This is a genomic window from Tateyamaria sp. 7Alg 36 (assembly GCF_059882455.1).
The window spans coordinates 1,759,448-1,783,283 of the sequence record NZ_CM187613.1 but is presented as its reverse complement, the minus strand read 5'-3'; the positions used below and the strand labels follow the sequence as shown (position 1 = coordinate 1,783,283).

Sequence of the window (23,836 nt, the reverse complement as noted above, 5' to 3'; positions counted from 1 at the left end):
GGCGGGCCTGCGGGTCCGCCTCTTAGCTAGCGTTTGCCGTAGTACAGGCCGACCACATGTTCGGCCTGTGCAAAGAACAGCCAGCGCGCCACCAAGGCGCCCACGATATGGCTGAGGACCGCGACACCTGCCAAAGCGTGCGAGAACGGCACCAGCAGCAGGATGACCGGCAGCACAGCCATCAGAACGATAGCGATCGCACGCAGTTTCATCGCGTGCTTGCGCCCGACCACATAGACAAATTCGCGCAACAGGTAGTTGGTGCCGGTATGGGGCGGCTCGAACGCGCGCACCGCACCGCGTGGTCCCAGCCCTGTTGCCGAGGCGAGTGTGGTGCCCGAATCTGCGAACGCGCCATCACCCTGCATCCACAGTACCACCTGCACCACGCCTGCAACGGCGATCAACGGCATGGCCCATGTGACCTGTCCGGCCAGAAGGGCCCCGCCCGCAATTGCATAGATCAGGAAGGACACCGGCGTGAGCGGCGAGTGCCAGCGCGGGACGGTTTTTAGCTGCGTGTAGATCATAGACGTGGTGAACACGGTTAGCAGCGACAGCGCCGCCCCGATGATCCCCAGAAGGCCCCAGCGGACATTCAGAAAGACCAGCCCAGCCCCATAGATCGCCATGACCGTAAGCGCCGCCACGGCACACCATGCCTCGCGGCTGAGCCATGAGCTGCGCCATTGGGAGAATGCCTTGAGCGCGCGTTCGGGATGCCCGAGGTGGAAGGTCGACGAGATCAACCCGCCGACCGCGCACAGATAGGCGATGGTGAAAAAGGCAAAAGCGGACAGGCCGGTTACAGCTGGAAATCCCAGCCCGAGAAAGGCAAGCAATCCGAAGCCGAGGCCGCTGAACACGGTAAAGAAGATGACGGACGGTGCGGGGTGCATCAGAGCTTCTCCAGCGCTTTGTCGAGCCAGCCGATGAAGCCCTTCGCTTCTTGCGCGACGGGTTCGAGGTAGGGGGCGAGGACGTCAATATCACCGGCGGGCGCGGACAGTGTGTCCTTGGGGCGCGGGGGCAGGTATTTGTTCACGGGTTTGGTGCCCTGTTCCGGCATCAGGTTCATGCCGCCGCGCTCTGCTGTCAGTTTCGACACGTTGCTGTCGGGGTCCGCGAAGTCCCCGAAATGACGCGCGCCGGCGGGGCAGGTGCGTACGCAGGCGGGCTCGCGATCAATCTCGGGCAGGTTTTCGTTATAAATGCGGTCCACGCAAAGGGTGCATTTCTTCATCACCTTTTCCACGGCGTCCATTTCCCGCGCGCCATAGGGACAGGCCCATGCGCACAGGCCACAGCCGATGCAGTCGGTTTCGTTGACCAGAACGATGCCGTCCTCAACCCGTTTGTAACTTGCACCAGTGGGGCAGACGGTCACGCAAGGCGCGTCCTCGCAGTGCAGGCAGGACTTGGGAAAGTGGATCAATTGGGCGGCCGGTTCCGGTTGGTCGATGGAGGGGGCCGGTTGTACCTCGTAACTGTGGACGCGGTTGAGGAAGGTGCCGGAAGGATTGGCCCCATAAGCGTCTGTGTCGGACAGGGCTGCGCCGTAGTTTTCGGTATTCCAGCCTTTGCACGAGATGACGCAGGCATGGCAGCCGACGCAGGTATCAAGATCAATGACGAGGCCGAGTTTTTTCTGCGTGGAGGTGGGAAGAGTTGTCATGTGATATGTCCCGCCTGCTGCGCGGTCTGGACCGGGGGCCAGCCCCCGGACCCCCGGGATTTTTCTGAAACAGAGAAGAGGGCCGCCGTTTGAAAGGGTGGCGCGTTGACGGTGCCGATGGGTTGGGTTTTGGTCTTGTCCCAGTTGGCGATGAACCAGATGAAAAGGCCGACGCCCACGGCGATAAAAAGGAAGATGGCCAGAAGTGTGCGCTGGATCGGGGTCATTTGCCCACCTTCCAGACGAGATCGCCCTGATCGGTGCCGACGGGTGATTTGAGGGGCGGGAAGGTCGGTTTTGCCTCGCTCTGCACCTCGGCTTTTTCGATGCGGACTTTGAGGTCGAACCACGCGGCCTGACCTGTGATCGGGTCGGAATTGGCCCACCGCAGCCCGTCGCCCTTGGGCGGGAGAAGTTCGTGGATCAGGTGGTTGAGCAGGAAGCCCTTGGTCGCCTCGGGCGCGTTTTCATCCAGCGCCCATGCGCCTTTGCGTTTGCCGATGGCGTTCCATGTCCAGACTGTATTTTCGTTCAGGGCGGCCATTTCAAGGACAGGCACCGTGATTTCACCATGGGGCGAGGTGACGGTGGCCCAGTCGCCATCGCTAAGTCCCTTGGCGCGCATCAGCTTGGTCGGCAGGTAGAGCGGGTTGTGCCCGTGCAACTGTCGTAGCCACGCGTTCTGTGATCCCCAAGAGTGGTACATTGCCATGGGCCGCTGCGTTAGCGCGGTGATCGGATATTCGTCCGCCCTGTTATCGGGGGCGGGGTCGTACCAGATGGGCAGCGGATCCATTGTGTGCTTGATCCGTGCGCGCAGGTGGTCGGGCGGTTGGCGTTTCCCGTGTCCTTCGGCGGCGAGTTGGAAACGGCGCATGGGTTCGACATAGAGCGAGAACAGGTAAGGTTGCGGCGCATCATACAGGCCCATGCCCACGGCCCAGTCCTGATAGGCGGCGTTCCAAGGTTTGTAATAGGTGGCCCCTTGGGGGATGTGTTCGACGAAGAACCCGCCGTTGCGGATATAGTTGTCGAGCTGGCTTTCGTTCACATCACCGCGCCCTGATTGCATCCCATTCTTGCCCAGTCGCCAACCCGCCAGCGGCCCAATCCCGGGTTTGCGTTCGTGGTTCACGATATAGTCGGCATAGTCCGCATATTTCTGGCTGCCATCGTCGTTCACAAAGCCCGGAAGCGAGAGCCGCGCCCCCAATTCGCACAGCACGGATTGGAAGCCGCGCACGTCGCGGTCGGGTTCGATCACGGGCCAGCGGATGGCGTCGGCGGCGGCGTCGGCCTCGCAAATCGGACGGTCGAGCAGCGAGATACAGTCGTGGCGTTCCAGATAGGTTGTGTCGGGCAGGATCAGGTCGGCATAGGCGACCATCTCGGAACTATACGCATCCGAATAGATAATGCGCGGGATCACATAGTCGCCGTTTTCGTCCGTGTCGGTCAGCATCTCCATCACGCCGCCCGTGTTCATGGAAGAGTTCCACGACATGTTCGCCATGTACATGAACAGGGTGTCGATCTTGTAGGGGTCGCCCGCATGGGCGTTCGAGATTACCATGTGCATCAGCCCGTGGCTGGACATGGGGTTTTCCCATGTGAACGCCTTGTCGATGCGTGCAGGGCTGCCATCGGGTTTCAGCGCGAGGTCGTCGGGGCCTTGGGTAAAGCCGAGGTGCGGGCCATCCAGTGCGCAGTCGGGTTTAACGCCGCAATGGGGTTTGGGGTGCGCCGTGGCGGGTTTGGGGTAGGGTGGCTTGAACCGGAAGCCGCCGGGAACCTCGACACTGCCCAGCAGGATTTGCAGCACATGCAGCGCGCGGCATGTCTGGAACCCGTTGGCATGGGCGCTGATCCCGCGCATGGCGTGGAAGGACACGGGCCGCCCCTGCATCGTTTTGTGGGTCTCGCCCCTGAAATCGGTCCATTCCTGATCCAGCTCGAACGCCTCGTCAAAGGCGACGCGGGCGATTTCGGCGGCCAGCGTGCGGATGCGCGCCGCCGAGATGCCGACGCGTTCAGCCACGGTTTCGGGCGCGTAGTCGTCGCTGAGATAGCGTTCGGCCATATGCTGCATCACGGTGCGGTGGCTGACGCCCGCACGGCGGTAGGTGGCGGCGAGGTCGGGCTTGACGCCCTTGCGATCAAACGGGGCGAGCTTGCCCGTGGCGCGGTCCATGACCAGTTCCTTGCCCGCCTCGTCGCGCAGCAATAGGCCATAATCGGGTGATTTTTCGTCGCCGTTCACAAGGCAGGGCGCGTTGGTGAATTGGGCCAGATAGGACAGGTCGATGCGGCCCGCCTTCATCAGGCAATGCACCAGCGACAGGATGAACAGCCCGTCCGTACCGGGGGTGATGCCCACCCAATCATCCGCCACCGCGTTATAGCCGGTGCGGATCGGGTTCACGCCGATAACGCGCGCGCCACGGGCCTTGATCTTGCCAATACCCATTTTAATCGGGTTGCTGTCGTGGTCTTCGGCGACGCCGAACAGCATGAACAGTTTGGTATGGTCCCAGTCGGGCTGGCCGAATTCCCAGAATGCGCCACCCATCGTATAGATGCCCGCCGCCGCCATGTTCACCGAGCAGAACCCGCCATGGGCAGCATAGTTCGGCGTGCCGAAGTTCTGCGCCCAGAAGCTGGTAAATGACTGCGACTGGTCACGGCCTGTGAAGAAGGCGAGCTTTTCAGGATTGTCGCGACGGATTGGGGCCAGCCAGCCTGTGGCGATCTCAAGCGCCTCGTCCCAGCTGATTTCCTCGAACGCGCCGGAACCGCGCGGGCCGACCCGTTTTAGCGGGGCGCGCAGGCGCGATGGGGCGTTGACCTGCATGATCCCCGCCGACCCTTTGGCACACAGCACGCCCTTGTTCACCGGATGGTCGCGGTTTCCCTCGATATAGGCAACCTTGCCCGACTTGAGGTGTACGTTGATCCCGCAGCGGCAGGCGCACATGTAGCACGTCGTTTTGCGCACCTCGTCAGAGACGTCCGGTGACAGGTCGAGGGCGGGTTGCTTAGGGGACATGCGGCTGTGATTCCTTCTGGACCAAGGCGATGGCCTGACGGGCGATGTGTTGTTCTTCGGCGGCGGGAACGATGAAGGTCGGCACAGGTCCGGCCCATGAAAGACGTGCGCATATATTGTCGCGGATCGCGTGGGCATGTTCACCAATGCCGCCGGTAAAGGCAATGGCGTCGATGCCCTCCATCGCGGCGATCATGGATCCGGCATGCCGTGCGATCCAATAGCAGAAGTGGTCGATGGCGGCCTTGGCAGAGGGGGCATCGCTGGCTTCAAGGGTGCGCATGTCGGCGCTGAGGCCCGAGATGCCCAGCAGGCCGCTTTGCGTGTTCAGCAACGTATCGGTCGCATCGACCCCGATGCGGCGCACCAGTTCCAGCACAGCCGAGGCGCAGATATCCCCCGTGCGCGTGCCCATGGTGATCCCGCTGAGGGGGGAATAGCCCATCGTCGTTGCAACCGACGCGCCATTCTTGATCGCGCATAGTGACCCGCCATTGCCAAGGTGCAGGGCCAGCAGGCGTGCGGGCAAGGGCGCACCGGTCTGTTCCGGTAGGGCACGCACCAAGGCGGCATAGCTGGTGCCATGAAAGCCATAGCGCAGCAGGCCGTCCGTTTCAGGACGCTCTGGCAGCGCATAACGGCGGGCAACATCCGGTATGGTCGCGTGAAAGGCCGTGTCGAAACAGGCCACCTGTGGCAGGTCGGGCGCAAGGGTCGTGACTGCGTCAATCGCGGCAATGTGGTGCGGGTTGTGAAGGGGGGCGAGCGCGGCGCAATCCGCGATGCCACGACGGACAGCGCCGTCGATAATGGCCGCGTCCGAAAACAGCGCCCCGCCATGTACCACACGGTGACCCACAGCGTGCAGCGCGTCGACTGCGATGCCCGCCGCGACCAGCGCGGAAAACACCGCCTGCAATGCGGCGGCATGGTCGGGCAGGTCGGTGGCAACAGGTTCGCCACCTGCGCTGCGCACCGCACCTGCTGTTCCTGTGGCGATGCCTGTGGCTTCGACCCGCAAGACCTCGTTCAAAGCCGGATCAAACACCGCTGTCTTCAGCGAGGATGAACCGGCATTCAGCACAAGGATCAGGGAGCCGGCCATAGGGTCAGACCTTTTGCGGCACCATGTCAGAGGCAGAGATCCCCGCAACAGACACAGGTTTCTTCATCGCATCGCGGCGGAACGGTTCGCCCAGTTCCTGATTGATCATTGCTTCGATCAGGGTGGTCACGCCGTTTTCCATCTGGTCCTTGATCGCTTGGGCCAGCGCTTCGGTCAGTTCTTCTTGGCTGCGCGCCACAACGCCTTTCAAACCGCAGGCTTTCGCGATGCCCGCGTAAGATACGCTTTCGTTCAACTCGGTCCCTACAAAGTTGTCATCGAACCACAGGGTCGAGTTCCGCTTTTCCGCGCCCCACTGGTAGTTGCGGAACACGACCTGCGTGATCGCGGGCCAGTCGCCACGCCCGATGGCGGTCAGTTCGTTGACGGAGATGCCGAATGCACCGTCACCGGCAAAGCCGACAACCGGCACGTCCGGTTTGCCGATCTTGGCGCCCACGATGGACGGCAGGCCATAGCCGCAGGGACCGAACAGACCGGGCGCCAGATATTTGCGCGACTCATTGAATGACGGATAGGCGTTGCCGATGGCGCAGTTGTTGCCGATGTCGGAACTGATAATCGCCTCGACCGGCAGGGCCGATTGGATGGCCCGCCATGCCATGCGAGGCGACATCCAGTCGGGTTTGTCCGCACGGGCACGGGCGTTCCAGTCGGTGCCTGGATCGTCCTCTTCATCCGTCATTGAGGTCAGTTCCTGTGCCCAAGCGGATTTGGTCTTCGCGATGGTTGCCTTGCGCGCCTCGCGGTCGGTGTCTCCGGCAGAATCGCTTAGGTGTTCGGTGATGCCCTTGGCCACTTTGGCCGCGTCGCCGACAATGCCAACGGTCACTTTTTTGGTCAGGCCGATGCGGTCGGGGTTGATGTCGACCTGAATGATCTTGGCCTTGGTGGGCCAGTATTCCATCCCGTATCCGGGCAGGGTCGAAAACGGGTTCAGCCGTGTGCCGAGGCACAGAACCACATCCGCCTGCGCAATCAACTGCATCGCGGCCTTGGAGCCGTTATAGCCCAGCGGACCCGCGAACAGGGGGTGATTGCCCGGAAAGGCGTCATTGTGTTGGTAGCCGACGCACACAGGGGCATCCAGCGTCTCGGCCAGCACGCGCGAGGCTTCGATCCCGCCCTTGGACAGCACCGCACCCGCACCGTTCAGGATCACGGGGAATTTCGCGTGCGACAGCAGTTCGGCCGCGTTTTGCACCGCCTCTTGTCCGCCTTGGGGCAGTTCAAAATCCACGATCATCGGCAGTTCGATGTCGATCACCTGAGTCCAGAAGTCGCGTGGTACGTTGATCTGCGCAGGGGCCGACGCGCGCTTGGCCTGCATGATCACACGGTTGAGGGTTTCGGCGATACGTGTCGGGTCGCGCACCTCTTCCTGATAGGCGACGCAATCGGTGAACAGGTGCATCTGCTCCATCTCTTGAAAGCCGCCCTGACCGATGGTCTTGTTGGCGGCCTGAGGTGTGACCAGCAGCAATGGCGTGTGGTTCCAGTAGGCGGTTTTCACGGCAGTGACGAAGTTCGTGATGCCGGGGCCGTTCTGGGCGATCATCATGCACATCTTGCCCGTGGCGCGGGTGAACCCGTCAGCCATCATGCCGCCGGAAGTCTCGTGTGCGCAGTCCCAGAATTTGATCCCCGCATCGGGAAAGATGTCCGAGATCGGCATCATGGCCGACCCGATGATCCCGAAGGCGTTGTCGATCCCGTGCATTTGCAGGGTTTTTACGAAGGCTTCCTCGGTGGTCATCTTCATGATGGCGGCTCCCAAATAAAAAGAGGGGCGTCGAATCGCCCCGTAGCTGTTGTGGCCAAGGGTAGTGGTCCGGTGGGGTCGGAGTTAGGGCCAGTTGTCACGCCACTTTATGTCCAGACGAGGCATCGATGGCGCGGGCGATGCGGGCGATGCCTTCGGCGATGCGGTCGGGCTGGATCGAGGAATATCCCAAGCGGTAATATTCCTGCGGCGTGTCCTCGCCCGAGAAGAACGCATTGCCCGGTTCGATCAGCACGCTGTCCTGCTGCAAACGGGTGGCCAGCGCACGGGCATTGAGGCCCGACGGGGCACGCATCCAGAAGGACGAGCCGCCGAACGCCCCCAGACCCGCGATCTCGAGCCCGTGGGTCTGGATCGCGTCCTGCATGGCGGTGCGGCGTGTGTGAAGGGCGGCGCCAGTCTTGCGGATTTGAGCGTCGTAATGGCCCATCGACAAAAAATAGGCGGCGGTGCGCTGGATATGGCCGGGCGGGTGGCGCAGCACGCTGGCGCGCAGGGCGCGGGCCTCGCGCACAAAGGGTTCGGAGCCCACCAGAAACCCCAGCCGCAAACCGGGAAACAGCGACTTGGAAAAGCTGCCCACATAGATCACCCGCCCGTCCGTATCCATGGACTTCATCGCCGGAGAAGGTGGCTCCTGAAAGGACATCTCGAACTCGTAATCATCCTCGACGATCAGCGCATCAAGGTCGCGCGCGCGGTCCAGAAGGGCGCGGCGGCGGTCCATGGGCATGGTCGCGGTGGTCGGGCACTGATGGCTCGGCGTGGTAAAGATCACATCCGCCTCAGGCGGGACGGCATCGGGCGGCAGTCCCTTTTGATCCACCCGCACAGGGGCCATATGGCACCGTGATTGCGTGAGAATTTCGCGCAGCGCGGGATAGCAGGGATCTTCGAACGCGGCGGTCCGGCGCTGGGTCAACAGCACCTGCGCCGCCAGCCAGAGCGCGTTTTGCGCGCCCATGGTGATCAGGATTTGGTCGGCATCGGCGGCAATCCCGCGGCGGGGCAGGGTGTTGCGCTGGATGAACTCGATCAGTTGCGGATCGTCGCGGTCGAAATAGTCCGAGGTCAGCGCCACAAAATCCCGCTGGCCCAACGCCTGCAACGCGCATTGCCGCCAGTTGGCATGGTCAAACAGCTGCGGATCGGTCTGCCCGTAGATGAACGGATAGCGAAAGCGCGTCCAGTCATCGGGCTTGGAAAGGGTCCGCCCGCCCGCAAAACGCTGGCCGATGGCACGGGTCCAGTCCACGGTTTCCGAGGTCTGCGGCTGGGGCTTGTAGACGGGCGGCACCGGCGCGTTTTCCGACACGTAATAGCCCGACCGCCCGCGCGCGGTGAGGTAGTCCGAGGCGACAAGTTCGGTATAGGCAAGCGTCACGGTGATGCGGCTGATGCCCAGATGCGCGGCCATTTTACGCGAGGAGGGCAGCTTTTCCCCCGTCACGAAACGGCCCGACAGGATGCCGTGCGCGATCATCTGCTGCACCTGATTTTGCAAGGTGCCCTTGTAGTTTTCGGACAGGAAAAAGGTTTCGACGGGCAGGGCCATGACTTCAGGTTAAACTGGACCTATCCGAATTTCAATCTGGACTATTATGATCGCGGATACAGGCAGAAAAATCGCCCCCTCCTGCCGCTTTATCGGGCAGGGCGAGGGGCGCCGGGGGCGCGAAATGGGGCAAAAACGGCTGTGCACCATGCGTATGACATCTGTGCACAGGCTGTACGCCGTTCGGTCATATCAGAGCGTTTTAACCGGTGCGGGGCAGCATATCGGGGCATTTCAACCGATCTGAAGGAGCCCCCGATGTCATATGCGACCCGCACAAACCACAAGCAGGACATGATGCACGAACTGGAATGGCTGCAAGAAGAGATCGAGCGGTCATGGCTGGACCGGAGCCTGCCGGACCAATGGACGGGGATGGAATGGGACGCGCCGGTGGACCGCCACAAGACCCGCGTGACCCTGCGCATGGACAGCGACATGCTGCGCTGGTTCCGCAAACTGGGCCCGGGGTATCAGGCGCGGATCAACCGCGTGCTGCGGGTGTACTGGACGGCGCTGCTGTGCGGTCACATCAAGGGCTATCGCGACGACAGGGCAACCCCGCGCTTGCAGGTCGAATTGCAACGGTCGATGGACAAGCTGAAGAGGGGGCGGAACCCGTGGGAGGATACGGCGGAGTATTGAGTTGGGGGTGGGGTGGTGCGTGGGACGGGAAACGGGCATTCGCTGCGTTCATCTCCAAGGTCAGCCATGCCGGACAAAGTGAGCTTTCACTGTGGCAGGACCAACGACTGCTAAAGAGAAACAGCCCAGGTGGTTTTCTCGCTCTGTAACCTCACAGACCAATATCCATGGGCAAGGATTAAGGAATTACCCAACCGTCAGCTTCGCCATGTCCAGTCGGTCAATCAAGAAATCCATAAAGCACCTGACTTTTGGCGTCAGAACATTCGACTTGGGATAGATCAACCAAAGCACTGATTGGTCATTCAAGCGCCAGTCTGGCAGCACGCGAAGCAGACGTCCCGTCTCAAGGTCTTGCGCCACGCTCCAGAGCGAGTTTATTGAGATCCCCATCCCCGCCAGTGTCGCCAGCCGTTGAGATGTTCCATCGTCAAGGATCGTCCGACACATCATTTTTGCGGGATCGACCACAGCCGTTTTGCCATCGACATGCATGATCTGGCGCGGGGCCATGTTCGACCACGATAGGAAGCGGTAGGCGTCGAGAGCATCAGGCGTCAGTGGTTGGCCGAATTCCTCGATGTAGGCAGGCGATGCACATAAAATGCGCGTGTCATCTGCCAGTTTCCGCCCCATAAGACTGCTGTCTTCCAGCGGCGCGTTGCGCAGGGCCAGATCGAAGCTGCCTTCGATGATGTCTTGGCGTGTATCCGAGAGCCTGAGATCCAGTGTAATATCGGGGTAGCGCGATTGAAACTCCGGCAGGATCGGGATGATATGCAGCTGGGCAAAGCTGCTGGGGGCCGCGAACCGCAGTCTGCCGCTTGGGTGCAGGGTGCCCGCGCCCAAAGCGGCACGGCCGGCATCGACTTGGGCCAGAACCTCCCTCGCATAGGGCAAGAACGCCGACCCCTCCTGACTGACCGAGATCTTGCGCGTGGTGCGATGCAATAGCTCTGTGCCCAGTTCCCGCTCAAGCTTCGCAAGGCGATTGCTTGCCATAGCAGGGGCAAGGCCAAGATCGCGGCCAGCTGCGGTGATGTTTAGCCGTTCAGCAGCGGCGACGAAAAGGCGAAGGGCGTCTGTGTCCATACATCCCAATTATATCAATAATAGGAATTCTGAAATAATATTTGCGACGTTTCTATAGAAAATCATGGTGATATATTGCCAGTAACGCAGCATTCTGGAGCATTGAACATGAAATCTATTGGCTACACACAAAACGGTCCTATCGACGGTACAGATGCTTTGAGCCTGTTTGATCGGGATAAGCCGGCCCTCGGCGCACGCGATATTCTGGTCGCGGTTAAGGGCGTCTCGGTCAATCCCGTTGACGTCAAATTGCGCGAGGCGCGTGCCCCCGAGGGCGATCACGGTATTTTGGGATATGACGCGGCAGGCACGGTTGCAGAAATCGGCTCTGACGTCACGGGTTACGCGGTCGGCGACGAGGTGTTCTATGCGGGCGATGTGACCCGTGACGGCACCAATTCGGAATTCCACGCCGTCGACGAACGCATTGTCGGCAAGAAACCGGCGTCTCTCGATTTCGTCGAAAGCGCGGGCCTCCCGCTAACCTCCATCACGGCTTGGGAAATGCTGTTCGACAGTTTTCGTCTGGTTGAAGGCCAAGGCGAAGGCCAGAGCCTCTTGGTTATCGGTGGCGCGGGCGGCGTCGGCTCGATCCTGGTCCAGCTTGCCAAGACGCTTACCAGCCTGACAGTTATCGCGACGGCATCGCGCCCCGAGACCGAAGACTGGGTGCGCAAGATGGGTGCGGATCATGTGGTCAACCACCGCGGCGATCTGGCGGCGCAAATTAAGGATCTGGGCCTCGTGCCAACCTATGTTGCCGCACTGACAGCCACGGATCAGCATTGGCCCGCTATCATTGATTTGATCGCGCCGCGCGGCCACATCGCGCTAATCGACGACCCTGCAAACCTCGATATCTCACCCGCAAAACCAAAGGCTTTGACGATTTCTTGGGAATTCATGTTCACCCGTTCGATGTTCGCCACGGCCGACATCACGGCACAGCGCGATCTGCTGAACCGCGTGTCGCAGATGATTGATGCGGGCACACTTCAATCCACAGTCACCGAACGCGCCGAGGCGCTGACGGTGGACACGCTGACCGAGGCGCACAAGCGTCAGGAAAGCGGCCGCGTGATCGGAAAACAAGTCCTACCCGGGCTGTCTTCGTAACCAAGACCTCAAAAGGAAAACCAAAATGGCTTACTTTTCTGTTCTCGACGTGACACCCACCGACAATGCGTGGATCCCCGATTACCTGCCGACTGCCAATGAGCGCGTCGCAGCGCACGGCGGCAAATACATCGCCTGCACGGCCGGATCAGTGGGCCACCACTACCTAATCGAGAGCAAAGACGATCTTGCCTAAAGCATCCGCGCCGTCCCACCCAAGGGGCGGCGCATTTTGAGGGAGAGCCCCCCATGCGCGACGACACCCAGACCCCATTCGAGCACATCAACCGCGGCTACGATGCGACGTTTCAGAACGGTCGGTTGAGTGTCGGGCTTGTGGTCCCGATCGCGCAATACGCAAGAAGCCCCGTGCCGGATATGGCCGACCATCTGAGCCGTGTTCAGCAGGCCGAAAAGCTTGGCTTCAAAGCCGTCTGGTTACGCGATGTGCCGTTCAACGTTCCCAGCTTTGGCGATGCTGGACAGCTATTTGATCCCTTTGCGTATCTTGGCTATCTCGCCGCGACGACAACCGATATTGCCTTGGGCGTTGCCAGTATCGTCCTGCCACTCCGCCACCCCGTCCATGTGGCCAAGGCTGCGGCAACTGCCGATGTCCTGTCAGGGGGCCGATTGATCCTTGGGGTGGCCTCTGGAGATCGCCCCGAAGAATACCCCGCTATGAACTGCGATTTCGACGCGCGCGGCGACGCTTTCCGCGAAAGCTTTGAGTACATTCGCGCGATGGGCGCGTCCTCGTCGCAGATTGATAGTCGCTTTGGCAAGGTTGACGCCACCATCGACATGCTGCCCAAGCCAGTGGGGACTAAACTTCCCATGTTGATTACGGGATCAAGCCGCCAACCGCCGGACTGGATTGCGCGCCATGGTGACGGCTGGATGACCTATCCCCGCCCCGGTGTGGCGCAAGATCGCGTGTTGCAGGATTGGCGGACACAATTGGCCGACCTTGGACAGGCACCGAAACCAGTGTTGCAACCGCTCTATATTGATCTTGCCGATAATCCTGACGAGCCGCCCAGCCCCATTCACCTCGGGTTCCGGTCAGGGCATCGCACGCTCGTGCAATACCTGCAGCAACTCGAACAGATCGGTGTAAACCATGTGGCACTCAATCTGCGGTTCAGTGCTTCTCCTGTGGAGCAAGCCCTCGAGGCGTTGGCCGAACATGTCCTGCCAGTTTTCAAATAAGGAATAGACGATGACAAACATGATCCTCATAACCGGCGCGACAAATGGCCTTGGCCGCGCCACCGCAATCGCATTGGCGAACAAGGGGCATACGGTTATTGCGCATGGCCGCAATGCTGAGAAGCTTGCAGAGTTGAAAGCTGAAATTGGCGCGAACCTAACTACCGTTCAGGCCGATATGTCGGACCTGTCCCAAGTCGCTCAAATGGCACGCGATCTGGTGCGGGCCGAAAGCCGGATTGATGTGGTGATCAACAATGCAGGTGTTCTCAAAACATCTACGCCGCGTTTGAGCGACGGTATGGATGTCCGGTTTGTCGTGAATACCTATGCGCCTGCGTTGCTCTCGACCCTTCTGTTGCCGGTGGTCCCAAGAGACGGCCGCTTTGTGCATCTATCCTCTGCAGCCCAAGCGCCGATCGATGAGGACGCGATGGCGGGCAAACGACCCCTACAAGACATGGAGGCCTACGCCCAAAGCAAGTTGGCCCTGACGATGTGGAGTCAAGACTTTGCATCCAAACACCCCGACGGGCCGGTTTCGGTTGCGGTCAACCCTGGTTCTCTTCTGGCTACCAAGATGGTGCGCGAGGGGTTCGGCACATCCGGCAATGACCTGAATATTGGGGTCGACATCTTGTGCCGTGCGGCCCTGTCGGATGAGTTCGCACGCGCATCGGGGCAGTATTTCGACAATGATAGCGGGCGTTTTGCAGCCCCACATTCAGATGCCGACAATGTGGGGACGGTTACGCGTGTTGTCGCGATCATCGATGCACAGATTGGCGAGAAACAGAACGGAAGCTGAGTTATTTGCGCCTAACGGCCTAAGCGAGGGGCGGAGGGATGGGGTTTCGGCATTTCCGCTATTCGTGCAACCCGCAGCATTGGTCAAAGTGGGCTCAAAGCCGCCGTTAGCTACGCTCAGCATCAATGTCCGGTTTGGGCCGAACCACCCAGCTCATTGTAACGCAACGGTCGCCGCCCTTTGCCGGAGTTACACAACCCGCCGAACGCAAAAAGGCCTCGGAGCAATCCGAGGCCTTCTGTTGTTTTGTGCCGTTTGGCGCGGGGTTAGCCGAACACGTCTGTGAGGGCTGTGTCCACTGCGCCGATGATGTGGTCGATGTTGTCTTTGGTGGCGATCAGCGCGGGCGAGAAGCAGAGGGAGTTGTTCTTGCCCGGGAGCGAGCGGTTGGTGGCGCCGATGATGACGGCCTGTTTCATGCAGTGGCCCACCACGGCCTGCACCATCTTTTCGGGCGCGGGTTCGCGGGTGGTGCGGTCGCTGACCAGTTCGGCGCCGAGGAACAGCCCCTTGCCCCGCACGTCGCCGATGATCTTGTGCTTGTCCTTGAGGGCGCGCAACTGGTCGAGCATGTAGTCGCCCATGGCCACGGTATTGGCGAGGAGGTCTTCGTCCTCGATGATGCGCATGTTTTCCAGCGCCGCTGCGGGGCCTGCGGTGCAGCCGCCGAAGGTCGAGATGTCGCGGAAGTAGTTGAGGTTGTCCGTTGTGTCGTCCTTGAACATGTCAAAGACGGCATTTGTGGTGACCATGCAGGCGATGGCCGCATAGCCGGAGGCGACGCCCTTGGCCATGGTCACGAAGTCGGGCTGGATGCCGTAGTGCTGGTAGCCGAACCATTCGCCGGTACGACCGACGCCGCAGACGACCTCGTCAATGTGCAGGAGGATGTCGTATTTCTTGCAGATTTCCGCGACGCGGGGCCAGTAGCCATCGGGCGCTTCGATCACGCCGCCGCCAGCGGTGACGGGTTCGAGGCAGAGCGCGCCAACCGTGTCGGGGCCTTCGCGCAGGATCACCGCCTCGATCTGGTCGGCAGCCCATTCGCCGTAGTTCTGTTCGGGCGCGCCGTCCTGTTCGTGCTTGCGGTATTCAAGGCAGTGCGGCACCCGCACGAAGCCGGGGGTGAAGGGGCCGTATTGCGCGTTGCGTTCGTCCTGCCCACCGGCGGACAGGCAGGCAATCGTCGTGCCGTGATAGTCGCGGTCGCGGTAGAGGATCTTGTGCTTTTTGCCGCCGTATTTCTTGTGCGCGATCTGGCGCACCATCTTGAAGGCTTTCTCGTTCGCCTCGGAACCGGAGTTGCAGTAATAGACGCGGTCCATGCCGGGCATCTTGGTCAGCAGCTTTTCAGCGAACATCGCGCCGGGGATCGAGCCGGTGGTGCCGCCGAAGAAGTTCATCTTGACGATGGCGTCGCGCACGGCGTCGCCGATGGTTTCGCGCCCGTAGCCGACATTGACGGTCCAGACACCGCCGGACACGGCGTCGATATGCTTGATGCCTTTCTGGTCCCAGACATGGATGCCCTTGCCTTCGACAATGATCTTGGGGTCGGCCCCGTCAAAGAAGGGCTGATGCTGGATCAGGTGGTGCCACACATGGGCGCGATCGGCTTCGATCACGCGGCTGATATCGTTTTCGTTGAACGTCCCGTCCATTGCCTTTGAACCTTTCGATGAAGTGCGGCGCGTGCTGGAAATGATAACACACCTGACCCGCTGGGCTGTATAATCGCTGAGAATCTGGTCACGACGATAGGGCCAGTTTTCATGCGTCGGTAAAGCCAGAAAGTGCATGATCGGCGTGTTTCCGCAAGGGCATGGGGCCGCAAGGGCCTTGTTTTAAGGCGTCTGGGGCGATTTTCTTTTGGGCAGGGGGCGGATTTGGCGGCTGCGCTTGGCGCGAATTCTCTGATTAAACATTGATCGCGGGGGCCAAATCGGTTCGGATCAGGCCAGCGCCGCACCGATGTGCAGGCGATCAGAGGCGGAACTACCGCCCGACCTAAACCAACAGCGCGGGGTCCGCAGGGCCGTGCGTCCAACGGGAGTATTAGAATGACCTTCAAATCCAAGCTTATGGGTGCTGTTGCGGCCACGGCCATGCTGGCCGGTGCGCAGGGTGCCTTTGCTGCCGGACATGGTGGCGAAATCACGGTGGCCTATTTCCTCGAATGGCCGATGCCGTTCCAGTACGCCAAGGAGACCGGCAAATACGAAGAAGCCATGGGCACCAAGATCAACTGGGTGAGCTTTGACACCGGTACGGCGATGTCTGCGGCGATGGCGTCGGGCGATGTGCAGATCAGCGTGTCCCAAGGGGTGCCGCCTTTTGTTGTCGCGGCATCGGCAGGGCAGGACATCCAGATCGTGGATGTGGCCGTGTCCTATTCCGACAATGATAACTGCGTTGTCGCTTCGGCGCTGGAGATCGACAAAGATTCCGCCGGTGAACTGGTGGGCAAGAAAGTCGCCGTGCCACTGGGTACTGCCGCGCATTACGGTTTCCTGAGCCAGATGGCCCATTTCGGCGTTGATCTGGCAAGTCTTGAAGTGGTCGACATGGCCCCTGCGGAAGGCGCGGCTGCGCTGGCGCAAGGGTCGGTCGATATGGCCTGCGGCTGGGGTGGTGCGCTGCGCCGCATGAAAGAATCCGGCAACGTGCTGCTGACCGGCGCGGAGAAAGAAGCGCTGGGCATTCTGGTCTTTGACGCCACCACCGCGCCTGCGGCCTTTATCGCCGAGGAAGGCGAGTTGCTGACCAAGTTCCTTGCGGTCACAGCCGAAGCCAACGCCATGTGGGCGGACGAGGCGAACCATGCAGAAATGCTGCCTGTGATTGCCAAGGATGCGGGCATGGACGAAGCGGCGACAATGGAAACGCTGGCCACCTTCGTCTTCCCCACCGTGGAAGAGCAGTTGAGCGAAGCGTGGCTTGGCGGTGCGGCCCCTGCCTTTATGAAAGGTGTGGCGGACGTGTTCGTGAACGCGGGCTCGATCGACGCGGCGCTGGACAGCTATGAGGGTGCGGTGAACACGGCGCCTTTGGCTGCGGTGCAATAAGCGAAGACAAAGAGGGTCCGCGCGCCGCGCGTGTGGGCCCTTTTTTCATCTTTTGACGATGGCGGGCGGGGGTGCCTGCCATGCGGCCATGCGGTGCCTTGTGCGGATCACACCGACCAGCGCCAGCCGGTGGCCCAACACAGGCGAGAACATATGTCCGGGCTTTCAATCCAAAGTATTTCCATGCGTTTCGATTTGCCGGATGGCGGGTCGGTTCAGGCGCTTGAGAATGTCTCTATCGATCTGGCGGAAGGCGAGTTGCTGAGTGTTCTTGGCCCGTCAGGCTGCGGCAAGACGACATTGCTGAACATCGTGGCGGGGTTTCTGGCGCCCACAGGGGGCGAGATGACCCTGAACGGCCATGCGATCAACGGGCCGGATGCGGAACGCGGCATGGTGTTCCAGCAGGGGGCGTTATTCGAATGGATGTCGGTGCGCGAGAATGTTGCCTTTGGTCCGTCGATGAAGGGGATGCCCAAGGCCGAAAAGACGCAGGTGGTGAACCATCTGCTGGACGTTGTCGGCTTGCAGGATTTCAAGGAAAAGGCGGTTTATGAACTGTCCGGCGGGATGCAGCAGCGTGTGGCCCTTGCCCGCTGTCTGGCCAATGATCCCGATGTGATTTTGATGGACGAACCGCTGGGCGCGCTGGATGCGCTGACCCGCGAGAAGATGCAGAGCCTTGTGCTGAAGCTGTGGAAGGAGACGGGCAAGACCATCATCCTGATTACGCACTCGGTCGAGGAGGCGCTGTTGCTGGGCGAGCGGTTGATCGTGATGGCCCCGCGTCCGGGTCGCATTCACAAGGAATACCGTTTGCCTTTTGCCGAGATGGGCGTGGATGCCGATCTGCGCGAGGTGAAGAAGCACCCCGAGTTTTCGCAACGGCGCGAGGAGATTCTGGGCATGATCTGGGACATGGAAGAAGAGATTATGGGTCGCTCGGAGGCGAGCGCATGAGGGGGGTATTCGGAGGCTTGGCCGTGCGCGCCGCGCGTAACATCCCAACCACGACACAGGGTCAGGAGGCCGCGACATGATTCCCTTTCTGCTATATGTCGCCATTTTCCTTGGCGCGTTTTTCATTGTGAAGCTGATCGCCTCGAACAAGGCGGTGCGGGATTACGGGTCGCTCAAGACTGTGACCTTTGGCGACGAGAGCGCGGTAAAGCCGAACCGTGCGGCCAGTGTGATTTCGGTTCTGACGGTGTTTTTCATGTGGGGGACGTTCACCGGATCGTCCCTGTTGCCGCAGTTCCTGCACATGCCGGGGCCGTTTTCGGGCGAGGCGAGCTTTGAATACACGGTGCAGGATGCGGACGGGGCCGAGGATACGGGCACGGTCGCGGTGCTGGTCTATGACGGGGCAACCGCCCCTGCCAAGCCCGAGATTGATGCAGGCGAGGGGTTTGCGGTGAACGATTCCGCCACGATCCGCAAATGGGGTTCGGGCGTGATTGCCGTGCAGGGCAACGATCTGGTGAAAAAGCGCGACGGCGCGACCCTGATCGCCATCAACGGCACGCCGGTTGCACCGGGCGATACGGTCGAGGTCGAGGGCGGTGTTGTCACCCTGACCGACAAGGGCACGCCGAACTTCAAGGCCGCGACCGGCTGGCAGATGGCGCCGTTGTACCTGCCTGCGCCCGAGGAAGTCTGGAACCGTACCTTGCGCATCGCGGATGAGGGGTTTCGCAACTTTTCCCTGTGGGAGCACCTTGGCTATTCGCTATTTCGGGTGATCGCGGGCTTTTTCTTTGGTGCGCTGGTGGGGATACCGCTGGGCTATGCGATGGGGCTGAGCAACTGGGCGCGTGGGTGGTTTGATCCGATTGTGGAGTTCATGCGCCCTGTGCCGCCTTTGGCGCTGATCCCGCTGGTCATCATCTGGGCCGGCATTGAAGAGCAGGGCAAGATCATCCTGCTGTTCCTTGCGGCGCTGTGGATCATGGCGATTGCGGCGCGGTCCGGCGTGTCGGGGGTGAAGATTTCCAAGGTGCACGCCGCTTATTCGCTGGGGGCCAGCAAGGCGCAAATCATGCGCCACGTGATCATCCCCAACTCGCTGCCCGAGATTTTCACCGGCGCGCGTGTGGCGATGGGTGTGTGCTGGGGCACGGTGGTGGCTGCCGAACTGGTGGCCGCGTCGCAGGGGGCGGGCATGATGATCATGGTCGCGTCGAAATTCCAGAACACCGATATCGTGATCATGGGCATCATCCTGATCGGCATCATCGGCTTTGGGATCGACATCCTGATGCGCTGGGCCGAAAGCATTCTTGTGCCATGGAAGGGCAAAGGATGACGCGGTTGGCAATTTTCCGAAGTTCAAGAGCGGCACCTTCGGGTGCCGTTTTTTGTGGGGGGGCAGCGTCGCAGACAGAGAGGATCAGCGCGTTTTAGGCGTTGTTTCTAACGTCTGGGAATGTTGGGAAGAAGAAAGAGAATGGTGGAGCATAGCGGGATCGAACCGCTGACCTCCTGCATGCCATGCAGGCGCTCTCCCAGCTGAGCTAATGCCCCAATCTCTTGGGCGGCCGTTGGGCCGTGCGCCGCTGATTAGGCGGTTTGCCGAACGGGATCAAGCGAAAAAGTACCCGTCCGGCGATGGTTTTTAGCTGTCGTCGTCGTTGGTGGTGACGTCAGCGATTTCTTCGAGCGGGACTGTGTCCTCGTCGTCGTCATCATCGTCCAGCAGATCATCGTCCAGATCCACATCGACATCATCGTCATCAACCACTTGGTCGTCATCGTCCACAGCGGTCGCGGCCTTGGCCTTGGCTGTGACGGCGTCTTCGGCGTCGGCGGCGATCATGCGGGTTTTTGAGCTGTCCAACTCGACCTCTTCCCCTGTGTAGGGGCTGACGATGGGCGAGCGGTTCATGTCGTAAAACCGTTTACCCGTGGTTGGGCAGAGGCGTTTGGTGCCCCATTCTTCCTTTGGCATCGGTAATCCTTGTCTGGCTTCTTGGGCGGGGATGCTGGTGCAACCGAGCCCGTCTATATTGCAGCGATTCTGGGCAAGTGCCATAAGGTCAGCGTGGAGTCAAAGCCTTATGGCAAGTTAGGGGTTATGGGATGGGCGAACGTGTCCTGCAAGGGGATCCGGATATCGCATTTACCCTGCGGCGCTCGGCGCGGGCGCGGCGCATGACTTTGCGGGTGTCGCAACTGGACGGGCGGGTGACGCTGACCCTGCCCAGCCGTGCGTCCGAGCGTGAAGCGCTGGCCTTTGTGCAGCAGAAACAGGACTGGATCCACAAGCATCTGTCGCAGTGGCAGGGTGTATATCCCGTGGGGCTGGGTATGGACTTGCCGGTCGAGGGGGTGATGCGTTCCGTTGCGTCCGGCGCGGGGCGGTCGGTGCGGCTGGAGGGGGACGCGCTGCTGGTGCCGGGCGATGCGGAGCGGGTGCCTGCGCGGGTGCTCGGGTTCCTCAAGGCGCGGGCGCGGGACCGGCTGGCGGCGGCCAGCGACCATTTCGCGCAACGTCTGGGGCGTGGCTATGCCAGTATCAGCATTCGGGACACGCGGTCGCGGTGGGGGTCGTGCAGCAGCGCGGGCAAGCTGATGTATTCATGGCGGCTGGTCATGGCGCCGCCTGCGGTGCTGGAATATGTTGCCGCCCACGAGGTCGCGCATCTGGCGCAGATGAACCATTCGCCCGCCTTCTGGGCCGAGGTGGAGCGTATCTACGGCCCCTATAAGCAGGCACGGGACTGGCTGCGCAATGAGGGCAACGAATTGCATCGGTACCGCTTTGGTGATTGACCTGTCGCGCCTGCTGTGATCACAAATCCCTATGGATACAGTTTCCCGCCCCCGCGAGGCGTCTACCGCCGCCCATGACCGCGTTTATCGCCGGTTGCGCACCCGTATCATGCATGGCGACATCCCACCTGGTACGGCGCTGACCCTGCGTGGCATCGGTAAGGAATACGAGGTGTCGATGACGCCCGCGCGCGAATCGGTGCGCCGTCTGGTAGCCGAGGGGGCGCTGACCCTGTCCCAGTCGGGCCGCGTATCCACGCCGGAACTGTCCAACGAACGGATTGAAGAACTCGCCGCCCTGCGCGCGCTGATCGAGGTGGAGCTTGCCACCCGTGCCCTGCCGCGGGCGCATTTGGCGCTGATCGAGCGGTTGCAGACCATCAACGGTGCGGTGGCTGAAGCCGTCGCGCACCGCGATGCGGTCAGCTATATCCGCACCAATCTGGAATTCCACCGCACCCTGTATCTGCGTGCCCAAGCACCTGCGATGCTGGCCATGGCGGAAACCGTCTGGCTCCAGATGGGGCCGACGATGCGCGCCCTTTACGGGCGGTTGCGCCGTACCGAGCCGCCCCATTACCACCGTCTGATCATCGCCGCCCTGCGGGCGGGGGACGAACCGGGGCTGCGGCTGGCGGTGCGGTCGGACGTGACGCAGGGGCTGCGATTGTTAGCGAGTTAACCGCGCTGATTAAGTCTTTGGTAGGGGCGGGCATGCTAGTTCATCCCGACTGCGAGAGGCCGAGTATGCACGTTAACGATTTCAAGATGTACGATCACCTTGATCAACCTGTCTTTGTACTGACGGGGGATGAGAATGATCGCCCGATCTACAGCTATCTCAACGTGTTTGCGCGCAATAAGCTGGGCAAGACGCTGGACCAGATCGTTGGCCTGCCTGCGAACCGGATCTTCTCGGGGCGTGCGGCGGATGCGGTGTACGAGCGGCAGTGCGCGGCCTGGGCTGCCGGAAAAACGGCGCAGTATGACTCGGCCATTCATGTGGGTGACACCCCGTCATGGGTCACCGCCAGCCTCAAGCCCGTGCGGGATGCGGACGGGGTAATGACCCATATGGTCGGTGTGGTTACGGATGTGACCAGCATGCACGACCAGTTGCAGGAACATGCGCTGGCCACTGCTGCGGCGCATGAGGTCGAGAACCTGATTTGCCTTGCCGCCCATGATCTGCGCAGCCCGATCGGCAATCTGAAATCGCTGGCGGTGCTCATGCGCAAGGATTTCATCGACCATGGCGATGGCAAGGCCGAGTTGATTGATCTGGTCGATGTGATCTCGGACAAGGCGCTGTCGGTGGTGGCGGATATCATGGGGCAGGCGATGGGGGTGAACACACCCACGGCGCACCAGAAGTTCGATTTGGGGCTGGCCTGTGACGATATCATGGTACTTCTGGATCCCGCGCGCACGCGGGACGTGACCTTTCCCCGCCGCTGGATCGAGGCGGACAATATCGTGGTGCATGTGATCCTGCGCAACCTGATCGACAATGCGCTGAAACATGCGGGCGTGGCCAAGCCGACCGTGGTTGTTCAGGTGGAGCAGATGAATCCCGAACGGTTGAAATTCATCGTGCGCGATAATGGCAAAGGGTTTGCGCCCGCCGCGGAAGAAGACGGCGCGGGGGAAGTGACGCAGCCGTCGGGCTTTGGCCTTGTCGGGGTGCAACGGCTGGCGCGCGCGCGGGGTGGCGTGATCACGGTGCGCCCGTCAACGGCAGGACAGGGCGCAGTGGTCGAGGCCGAATTGCCGGGCCGGTTTATTGATCCGGTCGCGTGAGGCGGGCAGCGCGGTTGGAGTTATTGCCTGCGGCTGATGGGCGGATGGCCTAAGTGCAAACGCGGACCGATGGGACGGTCCGCGATTTGGATTTCTATGTGATCTGCGAGGGGGCGGTGCGTGGCCTTAGGCGGCCAGACCGGCTTGACCGAGGCCAAGGAATTTTTCGCGACGGTCGGCGATCAGTGCCTTAGGCTTTTTCGACGACAACTCGTCCAGCATGGCCGAGATGGCGGTGCCGACGGAGGCCATTGTCTCTTTCTTGAAACGGTGCGCGCCGCCCAAGGCTTCGGGGATGATACGGTCGATCACGCCGAGTTGCTTGAGGTCTTGCGCGGTCAGACGCAGCGCCTCTGCCGCTTCGCGCATCTTTTCGGCGTCTTTCCACAGGATCGATGCGCAGCCTTCGGGGCTGATCACGGAATAGACGGAGTGTTCGAGCATCGCGACACGGTTGGCGGTGGCAAATGCGACCGCGCCGCCCGATCCGCCTTCGCCGATCACGACAGAGACCAGCGGTACGCCGATTTGCAGGCATTTCTCGGTGGCGCGGGCAATCGCCTCGGACTGGCCGCGTTCTTCGGCCCCTTTGCCCGGATAGGCGCCGGGCGTGTCGACCAGCGTGATAACAGGCAGGTGGAAACGGTGCGCGATGTCCATCAGGCGGATTGCCTTGCGGTAGCCTTCGGGGCGGGCCATTCCGAAATTGCGTTCGATGCGCGACTTGGTATCGTTGCCCTTTTCGTGGCCGATCACCATCACGGGACGGTCTTCGAAACGGGCCAGACCGCCCATGACCGCGTGGTCATCGGCAAAGTTCCGGTCGCCCGCAAGCGGGGTGTAATCGGTGAACAGCGTGTCGATATAGTCGACGCAATGAGGGCGGTCGGGGTGGCGGGCCACCTGACATTTGCGCCATGGCGTCAGGTTCTTGTACAGATCGGTCAGCAGAGTAGCTGCCTTGGCGTCCAGTGCTGCCGCTTCGTCCGCCACATCCATGTCTTCGTTCTGGCGGCCAAGAGCGCGCAGTTCTTCCGCTTTTCCTTCAATTTCTGCCAGCGGTTTTTCGAATTCCAGATATTGCGTCACGTGTGCGCTCCTGCTGCGGTTTTTCCGATATATGGCCCTAGAAAGGGCGT

22 protein-coding genes and 1 tRNA gene are annotated in these 23,836 nt (G+C 61.2%); 11 read left to right on the top strand and 12 right to left on the bottom strand.

Features of this window, described 5'->3' with window-relative positions:
• Positions 1-26: 26 nt before the first annotated feature.
• The 7 genes from AC6GQJ_RS08780 to pdxR all read right to left on the bottom strand — a co-directional run bounded on the left by AC6GQJ_RS08780 (position 27) and on the right by pdxR (position 9,185).
• Positions 27-899 carry a dimethyl sulfoxide reductase anchor subunit family protein gene (locus tag AC6GQJ_RS08780; RefSeq protein WP_500767502.1) on the bottom strand — a complete coding sequence of 291 codons (873 nt, stop codon included), beginning with the start codon at positions 897-899 and terminating at the stop codon, positions 27-29.
• The gene (locus AC6GQJ_RS08775; protein WP_500767501.1) at positions 899-1,675 is read right to left on the bottom strand and encodes a 4Fe-4S dicluster domain-containing protein; all 777 of its coding nucleotides are present in this window, start codon (positions 1,673-1,675) and stop codon (positions 899-901) included. Before AC6GQJ_RS08775 ends, AC6GQJ_RS08780 begins: the two co-directional genes overlap by 1 nt.
• Complete coding sequence (locus AC6GQJ_RS08770) at positions 1,672-1,902, bottom strand: hypothetical protein (RefSeq protein ID WP_500767500.1); 231 nt, start codon at positions 1,900-1,902, stop codon at positions 1,672-1,674. The genes AC6GQJ_RS08775 and AC6GQJ_RS08770 overlap by 4 nt, the downstream gene beginning before the upstream one ends.
• The gene (locus AC6GQJ_RS08765; RefSeq protein WP_500767499.1) at positions 1,899-4,721 is read right to left on the bottom strand and encodes a molybdopterin oxidoreductase family protein; all 2,823 of its coding nucleotides are present in this window, start codon (positions 4,719-4,721) and stop codon (positions 1,899-1,901) included. The genes AC6GQJ_RS08770 and AC6GQJ_RS08765 overlap by 4 nt, the downstream gene beginning before the upstream one ends.
• On the bottom strand, positions 4,711-5,826 hold the full coding sequence (locus AC6GQJ_RS08760; RefSeq protein ID WP_500767498.1) for an acetate/propionate family kinase: 1,116 nt from the start codon (positions 5,824-5,826) through the stop codon (positions 4,711-4,713). Before AC6GQJ_RS08760 ends, AC6GQJ_RS08765 begins: the two co-directional genes overlap by 11 nt.
• A gap of 4 nt (positions 5,827-5,830) precedes the next feature.
• On the bottom strand, positions 5,831-7,609 hold the full coding sequence (gene xsc / locus AC6GQJ_RS08755) for a sulfoacetaldehyde acetyltransferase (RefSeq protein WP_500767497.1): 1,779 nt from the start codon (positions 7,607-7,609) through the stop codon (positions 5,831-5,833).
• Between the two features lie 97 nt (positions 7,610-7,706).
• Complete coding sequence (gene pdxR, locus AC6GQJ_RS08750) at positions 7,707-9,185, bottom strand: MocR-like pyridoxine biosynthesis transcription factor PdxR (protein ID WP_500767496.1); 1,479 nt, start codon at positions 9,183-9,185, stop codon at positions 7,707-7,709.
• Between the two features lie 258 nt (positions 9,186-9,443).
• On the opposite strand from pdxR, the gene AC6GQJ_RS08745 reads away from it, so the two are divergent.
• Positions 9,444-9,830: a BrnA antitoxin family protein gene (locus AC6GQJ_RS08745; protein WP_500767495.1), complete on the top strand. Its 387-nt coding sequence runs from the start codon at positions 9,444-9,446 to the stop codon at positions 9,828-9,830.
• 186 nt (positions 9,831-10,016) lie between these two features.
• On the opposite strand, the gene AC6GQJ_RS08740 is transcribed toward AC6GQJ_RS08745, so the two are convergent.
• Positions 10,017-10,922, bottom strand: a complete 906-nt coding sequence (locus AC6GQJ_RS08740; protein ID WP_500767494.1) for a LysR family transcriptional regulator — start codon at positions 10,920-10,922, stop codon at positions 10,017-10,019.
• A 108-nt stretch (positions 10,923-11,030) separates the two neighbouring features.
• On the opposite strand from AC6GQJ_RS08740, the gene AC6GQJ_RS08735 reads away from it, so the two are divergent.
• Genes AC6GQJ_RS08735 through AC6GQJ_RS08720 form a run of 4 tightly spaced genes read left to right on the top strand, consistent with a single transcriptional unit; the run spans position 11,031 to position 14,061 of the window.
• Complete coding sequence (locus AC6GQJ_RS08735; protein WP_500773775.1) at positions 11,031-12,041, top strand: zinc-binding alcohol dehydrogenase family protein; 1,011 nt, start codon at positions 11,031-11,033, stop codon at positions 12,039-12,041.
• A 25-nt stretch (positions 12,042-12,066) separates the two neighbouring features.
• Complete coding sequence (locus AC6GQJ_RS08730; protein WP_500773773.1) at positions 12,067-12,237, top strand: DUF1330 domain-containing protein; 171 nt, start codon at positions 12,067-12,069, stop codon at positions 12,235-12,237.
• 53 nt (positions 12,238-12,290) lie between these two features.
• Complete coding sequence (locus tag AC6GQJ_RS08725; RefSeq protein ID WP_500773771.1) at positions 12,291-13,253, top strand: LLM class oxidoreductase; 963 nt, start codon at positions 12,291-12,293, stop codon at positions 13,251-13,253.
• 10 nt (positions 13,254-13,263) lie between these two features.
• A complete protein-coding gene (locus AC6GQJ_RS08720) occupies positions 13,264-14,061 on the top strand; it encodes an SDR family NAD(P)-dependent oxidoreductase (protein WP_500773769.1) in 798 nt (265 codons plus the stop codon).
• 266 nt (positions 14,062-14,327) lie between these two features.
• Here the strand turns inward: AC6GQJ_RS08720 and AC6GQJ_RS08715 are convergent, their stop codons facing one another.
• On the bottom strand, positions 14,328-15,722 hold the full coding sequence (locus AC6GQJ_RS08715) for an aminotransferase family protein (RefSeq protein WP_500773767.1): 1,395 nt from the start codon (positions 15,720-15,722) through the stop codon (positions 14,328-14,330).
• 399 nt (positions 15,723-16,121) lie between these two features.
• On the opposite strand from AC6GQJ_RS08715, the gene AC6GQJ_RS08710 reads away from it, so the two are divergent.
• From AC6GQJ_RS08710 to AC6GQJ_RS08700, 3 genes are all read left to right on the top strand, one after another.
• Positions 16,122-17,126, top strand: coding sequence for a taurine ABC transporter substrate-binding protein (locus tag AC6GQJ_RS08710; RefSeq protein WP_500773765.1), 1,005 nt, complete (start codon positions 16,122-16,124; stop codon positions 17,124-17,126).
• A gap of 153 nt (positions 17,127-17,279) precedes the next feature.
• The gene (locus AC6GQJ_RS08705; protein WP_500773763.1) at positions 17,280-18,086 is read left to right on the top strand and encodes a taurine ABC transporter ATP-binding protein; all 807 of its coding nucleotides are present in this window, start codon (positions 17,280-17,282) and stop codon (positions 18,084-18,086) included.
• Positions 18,087-18,162: 76 nt separating this feature from the next.
• Positions 18,163-19,431, top strand: coding sequence for an ABC transporter permease subunit (locus tag AC6GQJ_RS08700; protein ID WP_500773761.1), 1,269 nt, complete (start codon positions 18,163-18,165; stop codon positions 19,429-19,431).
• Positions 19,432-19,573: 142 nt separating this feature from the next.
• Here AC6GQJ_RS08700 and AC6GQJ_RS08695 read toward each other — a convergent pair.
• Both AC6GQJ_RS08695 and AC6GQJ_RS08690 read right to left on the bottom strand, forming a co-directional pair.
• Positions 19,574-19,649: transfer RNA gene (locus tag AC6GQJ_RS08695), tRNA-Ala, on the bottom strand.
• Between the two features lie 91 nt (positions 19,650-19,740).
• Complete coding sequence (locus AC6GQJ_RS08690; RefSeq protein WP_500773759.1) at positions 19,741-20,073, bottom strand: TIGR02300 family protein; 333 nt, start codon at positions 20,071-20,073, stop codon at positions 19,741-19,743.
• A gap of 131 nt (positions 20,074-20,204) precedes the next feature.
• Between AC6GQJ_RS08690 and AC6GQJ_RS08685 the strand changes: the two genes are divergently transcribed.
• The 3 genes from AC6GQJ_RS08685 (at position 20,205) to AC6GQJ_RS08675 (ending at position 22,697) form a co-directional block, all read left to right on the top strand.
• Positions 20,205-20,897 (top strand): M48 family metallopeptidase, encoded by a 693-nt coding sequence (locus tag AC6GQJ_RS08685; protein WP_500773757.1) that lies wholly within the window; start codon positions 20,205-20,207, stop codon positions 20,895-20,897.
• A 31-nt stretch (positions 20,898-20,928) separates the two neighbouring features.
• Entirely contained in the window at positions 20,929-21,579 is a 651-nt protein-coding gene (locus AC6GQJ_RS08680) for a GntR family transcriptional regulator (RefSeq protein ID WP_500773755.1), read from the top strand.
• Positions 21,580-21,644: 65 nt separating this feature from the next.
• Complete coding sequence (locus AC6GQJ_RS08675) at positions 21,645-22,697, top strand: PAS domain-containing sensor histidine kinase (protein ID WP_500773753.1); 1,053 nt, start codon at positions 21,645-21,647, stop codon at positions 22,695-22,697.
• A 126-nt stretch (positions 22,698-22,823) separates the two neighbouring features.
• On the opposite strand, the gene AC6GQJ_RS08670 is transcribed toward AC6GQJ_RS08675, so the two are convergent.
• Positions 22,824-23,786 (bottom strand): acetyl-CoA carboxylase carboxyltransferase subunit alpha, encoded by a 963-nt coding sequence (locus tag AC6GQJ_RS08670; protein ID WP_500773751.1) that lies wholly within the window; start codon positions 23,784-23,786, stop codon positions 22,824-22,826.
• Between the last annotated feature and the right edge of the window lie 50 nt (positions 23,787-23,836).

Bases quoted from the DNA above. Each gene is read 5' to 3' on its own strand.
- AC6GQJ_RS08685 (WP_500773757.1), top strand. From the start codon at position 20,205: ATGGGCGAACGTGTCCTGCAAGGGGATCCGGATATCGCATTTACCCTG.
- AC6GQJ_RS08705 (WP_500773763.1), top strand. From the start codon at position 17,280: ATGTCCGGGCTTTCAATCCAAAGTATTTCCATGCGTTTCGATTTGCCG.
- AC6GQJ_RS08715 (WP_500773767.1), bottom strand. From the start codon at position 15,722: ATGGACGGGACGTTCAACGAAAACGATATCAGCCGCGTGATCGAAGCC.
- AC6GQJ_RS08760 (WP_500767498.1), bottom strand. From the start codon at position 5,826: ATGGCCGGCTCCCTGATCCTTGTGCTGAATGCCGGTTCATCCTCGCTG.
- AC6GQJ_RS08745 (WP_500767495.1), top strand. From the start codon at position 9,444: ATGTCATATGCGACCCGCACAAACCACAAGCAGGACATGATGCACGAA.
- pdxR (WP_500767496.1), bottom strand. From the start codon at position 9,185: ATGGCCCTGCCCGTCGAAACCTTTTTCCTGTCCGAAAACTACAAGGGC.
- AC6GQJ_RS08765 (WP_500767499.1), bottom strand. From the start codon at position 4,721: ATGTCCCCTAAGCAACCCGCCCTCGACCTGTCACCGGACGTCTCTGAC.
- AC6GQJ_RS08700 (WP_500773761.1), top strand. From the start codon at position 18,163: ATGATTCCCTTTCTGCTATATGTCGCCATTTTCCTTGGCGCGTTTTTC.
- AC6GQJ_RS08740 (WP_500767494.1), bottom strand. From the start codon at position 10,922: ATGGACACAGACGCCCTTCGCCTTTTCGTCGCCGCTGCTGAACGGCTA.
- AC6GQJ_RS08725 (WP_500773771.1), top strand. From the start codon at position 12,291: ATGCGCGACGACACCCAGACCCCATTCGAGCACATCAACCGCGGCTAC.
- xsc (WP_500767497.1), bottom strand. From the start codon at position 7,609: ATGAAGATGACCACCGAGGAAGCCTTCGTAAAAACCCTGCAAATGCAC.
- AC6GQJ_RS08690 (WP_500773759.1), bottom strand. From the start codon at position 20,073: ATGCCAAAGGAAGAATGGGGCACCAAACGCCTCTGCCCAACCACGGGT.
- AC6GQJ_RS08675 (WP_500773753.1), top strand. From the start codon at position 21,645: ATGCACGTTAACGATTTCAAGATGTACGATCACCTTGATCAACCTGTC.
- AC6GQJ_RS08775 (WP_500767501.1), bottom strand. From the start codon at position 1,675: ATGACAACTCTTCCCACCTCCACGCAGAAAAAACTCGGCCTCGTCATT.
- AC6GQJ_RS08730 (WP_500773773.1), top strand. From the start codon at position 12,067: ATGGCTTACTTTTCTGTTCTCGACGTGACACCCACCGACAATGCGTGG.
- AC6GQJ_RS08710 (WP_500773765.1), top strand. From the start codon at position 16,122: ATGACCTTCAAATCCAAGCTTATGGGTGCTGTTGCGGCCACGGCCATG.
- AC6GQJ_RS08780 (WP_500767502.1), bottom strand. From the start codon at position 899: ATGCACCCCGCACCGTCCGTCATCTTCTTTACCGTGTTCAGCGGCCTC.
- AC6GQJ_RS08680 (WP_500773755.1), top strand. From the start codon at position 20,929: ATGGATACAGTTTCCCGCCCCCGCGAGGCGTCTACCGCCGCCCATGAC.
- AC6GQJ_RS08735 (WP_500773775.1), top strand. From the start codon at position 11,031: ATGAAATCTATTGGCTACACACAAAACGGTCCTATCGACGGTACAGAT.
- AC6GQJ_RS08770 (WP_500767500.1), bottom strand. From the start codon at position 1,902: ATGACCCCGATCCAGCGCACACTTCTGGCCATCTTCCTTTTTATCGCC.
- AC6GQJ_RS08720 (WP_500773769.1), top strand. From the start codon at position 13,264: ATGACAAACATGATCCTCATAACCGGCGCGACAAATGGCCTTGGCCGC.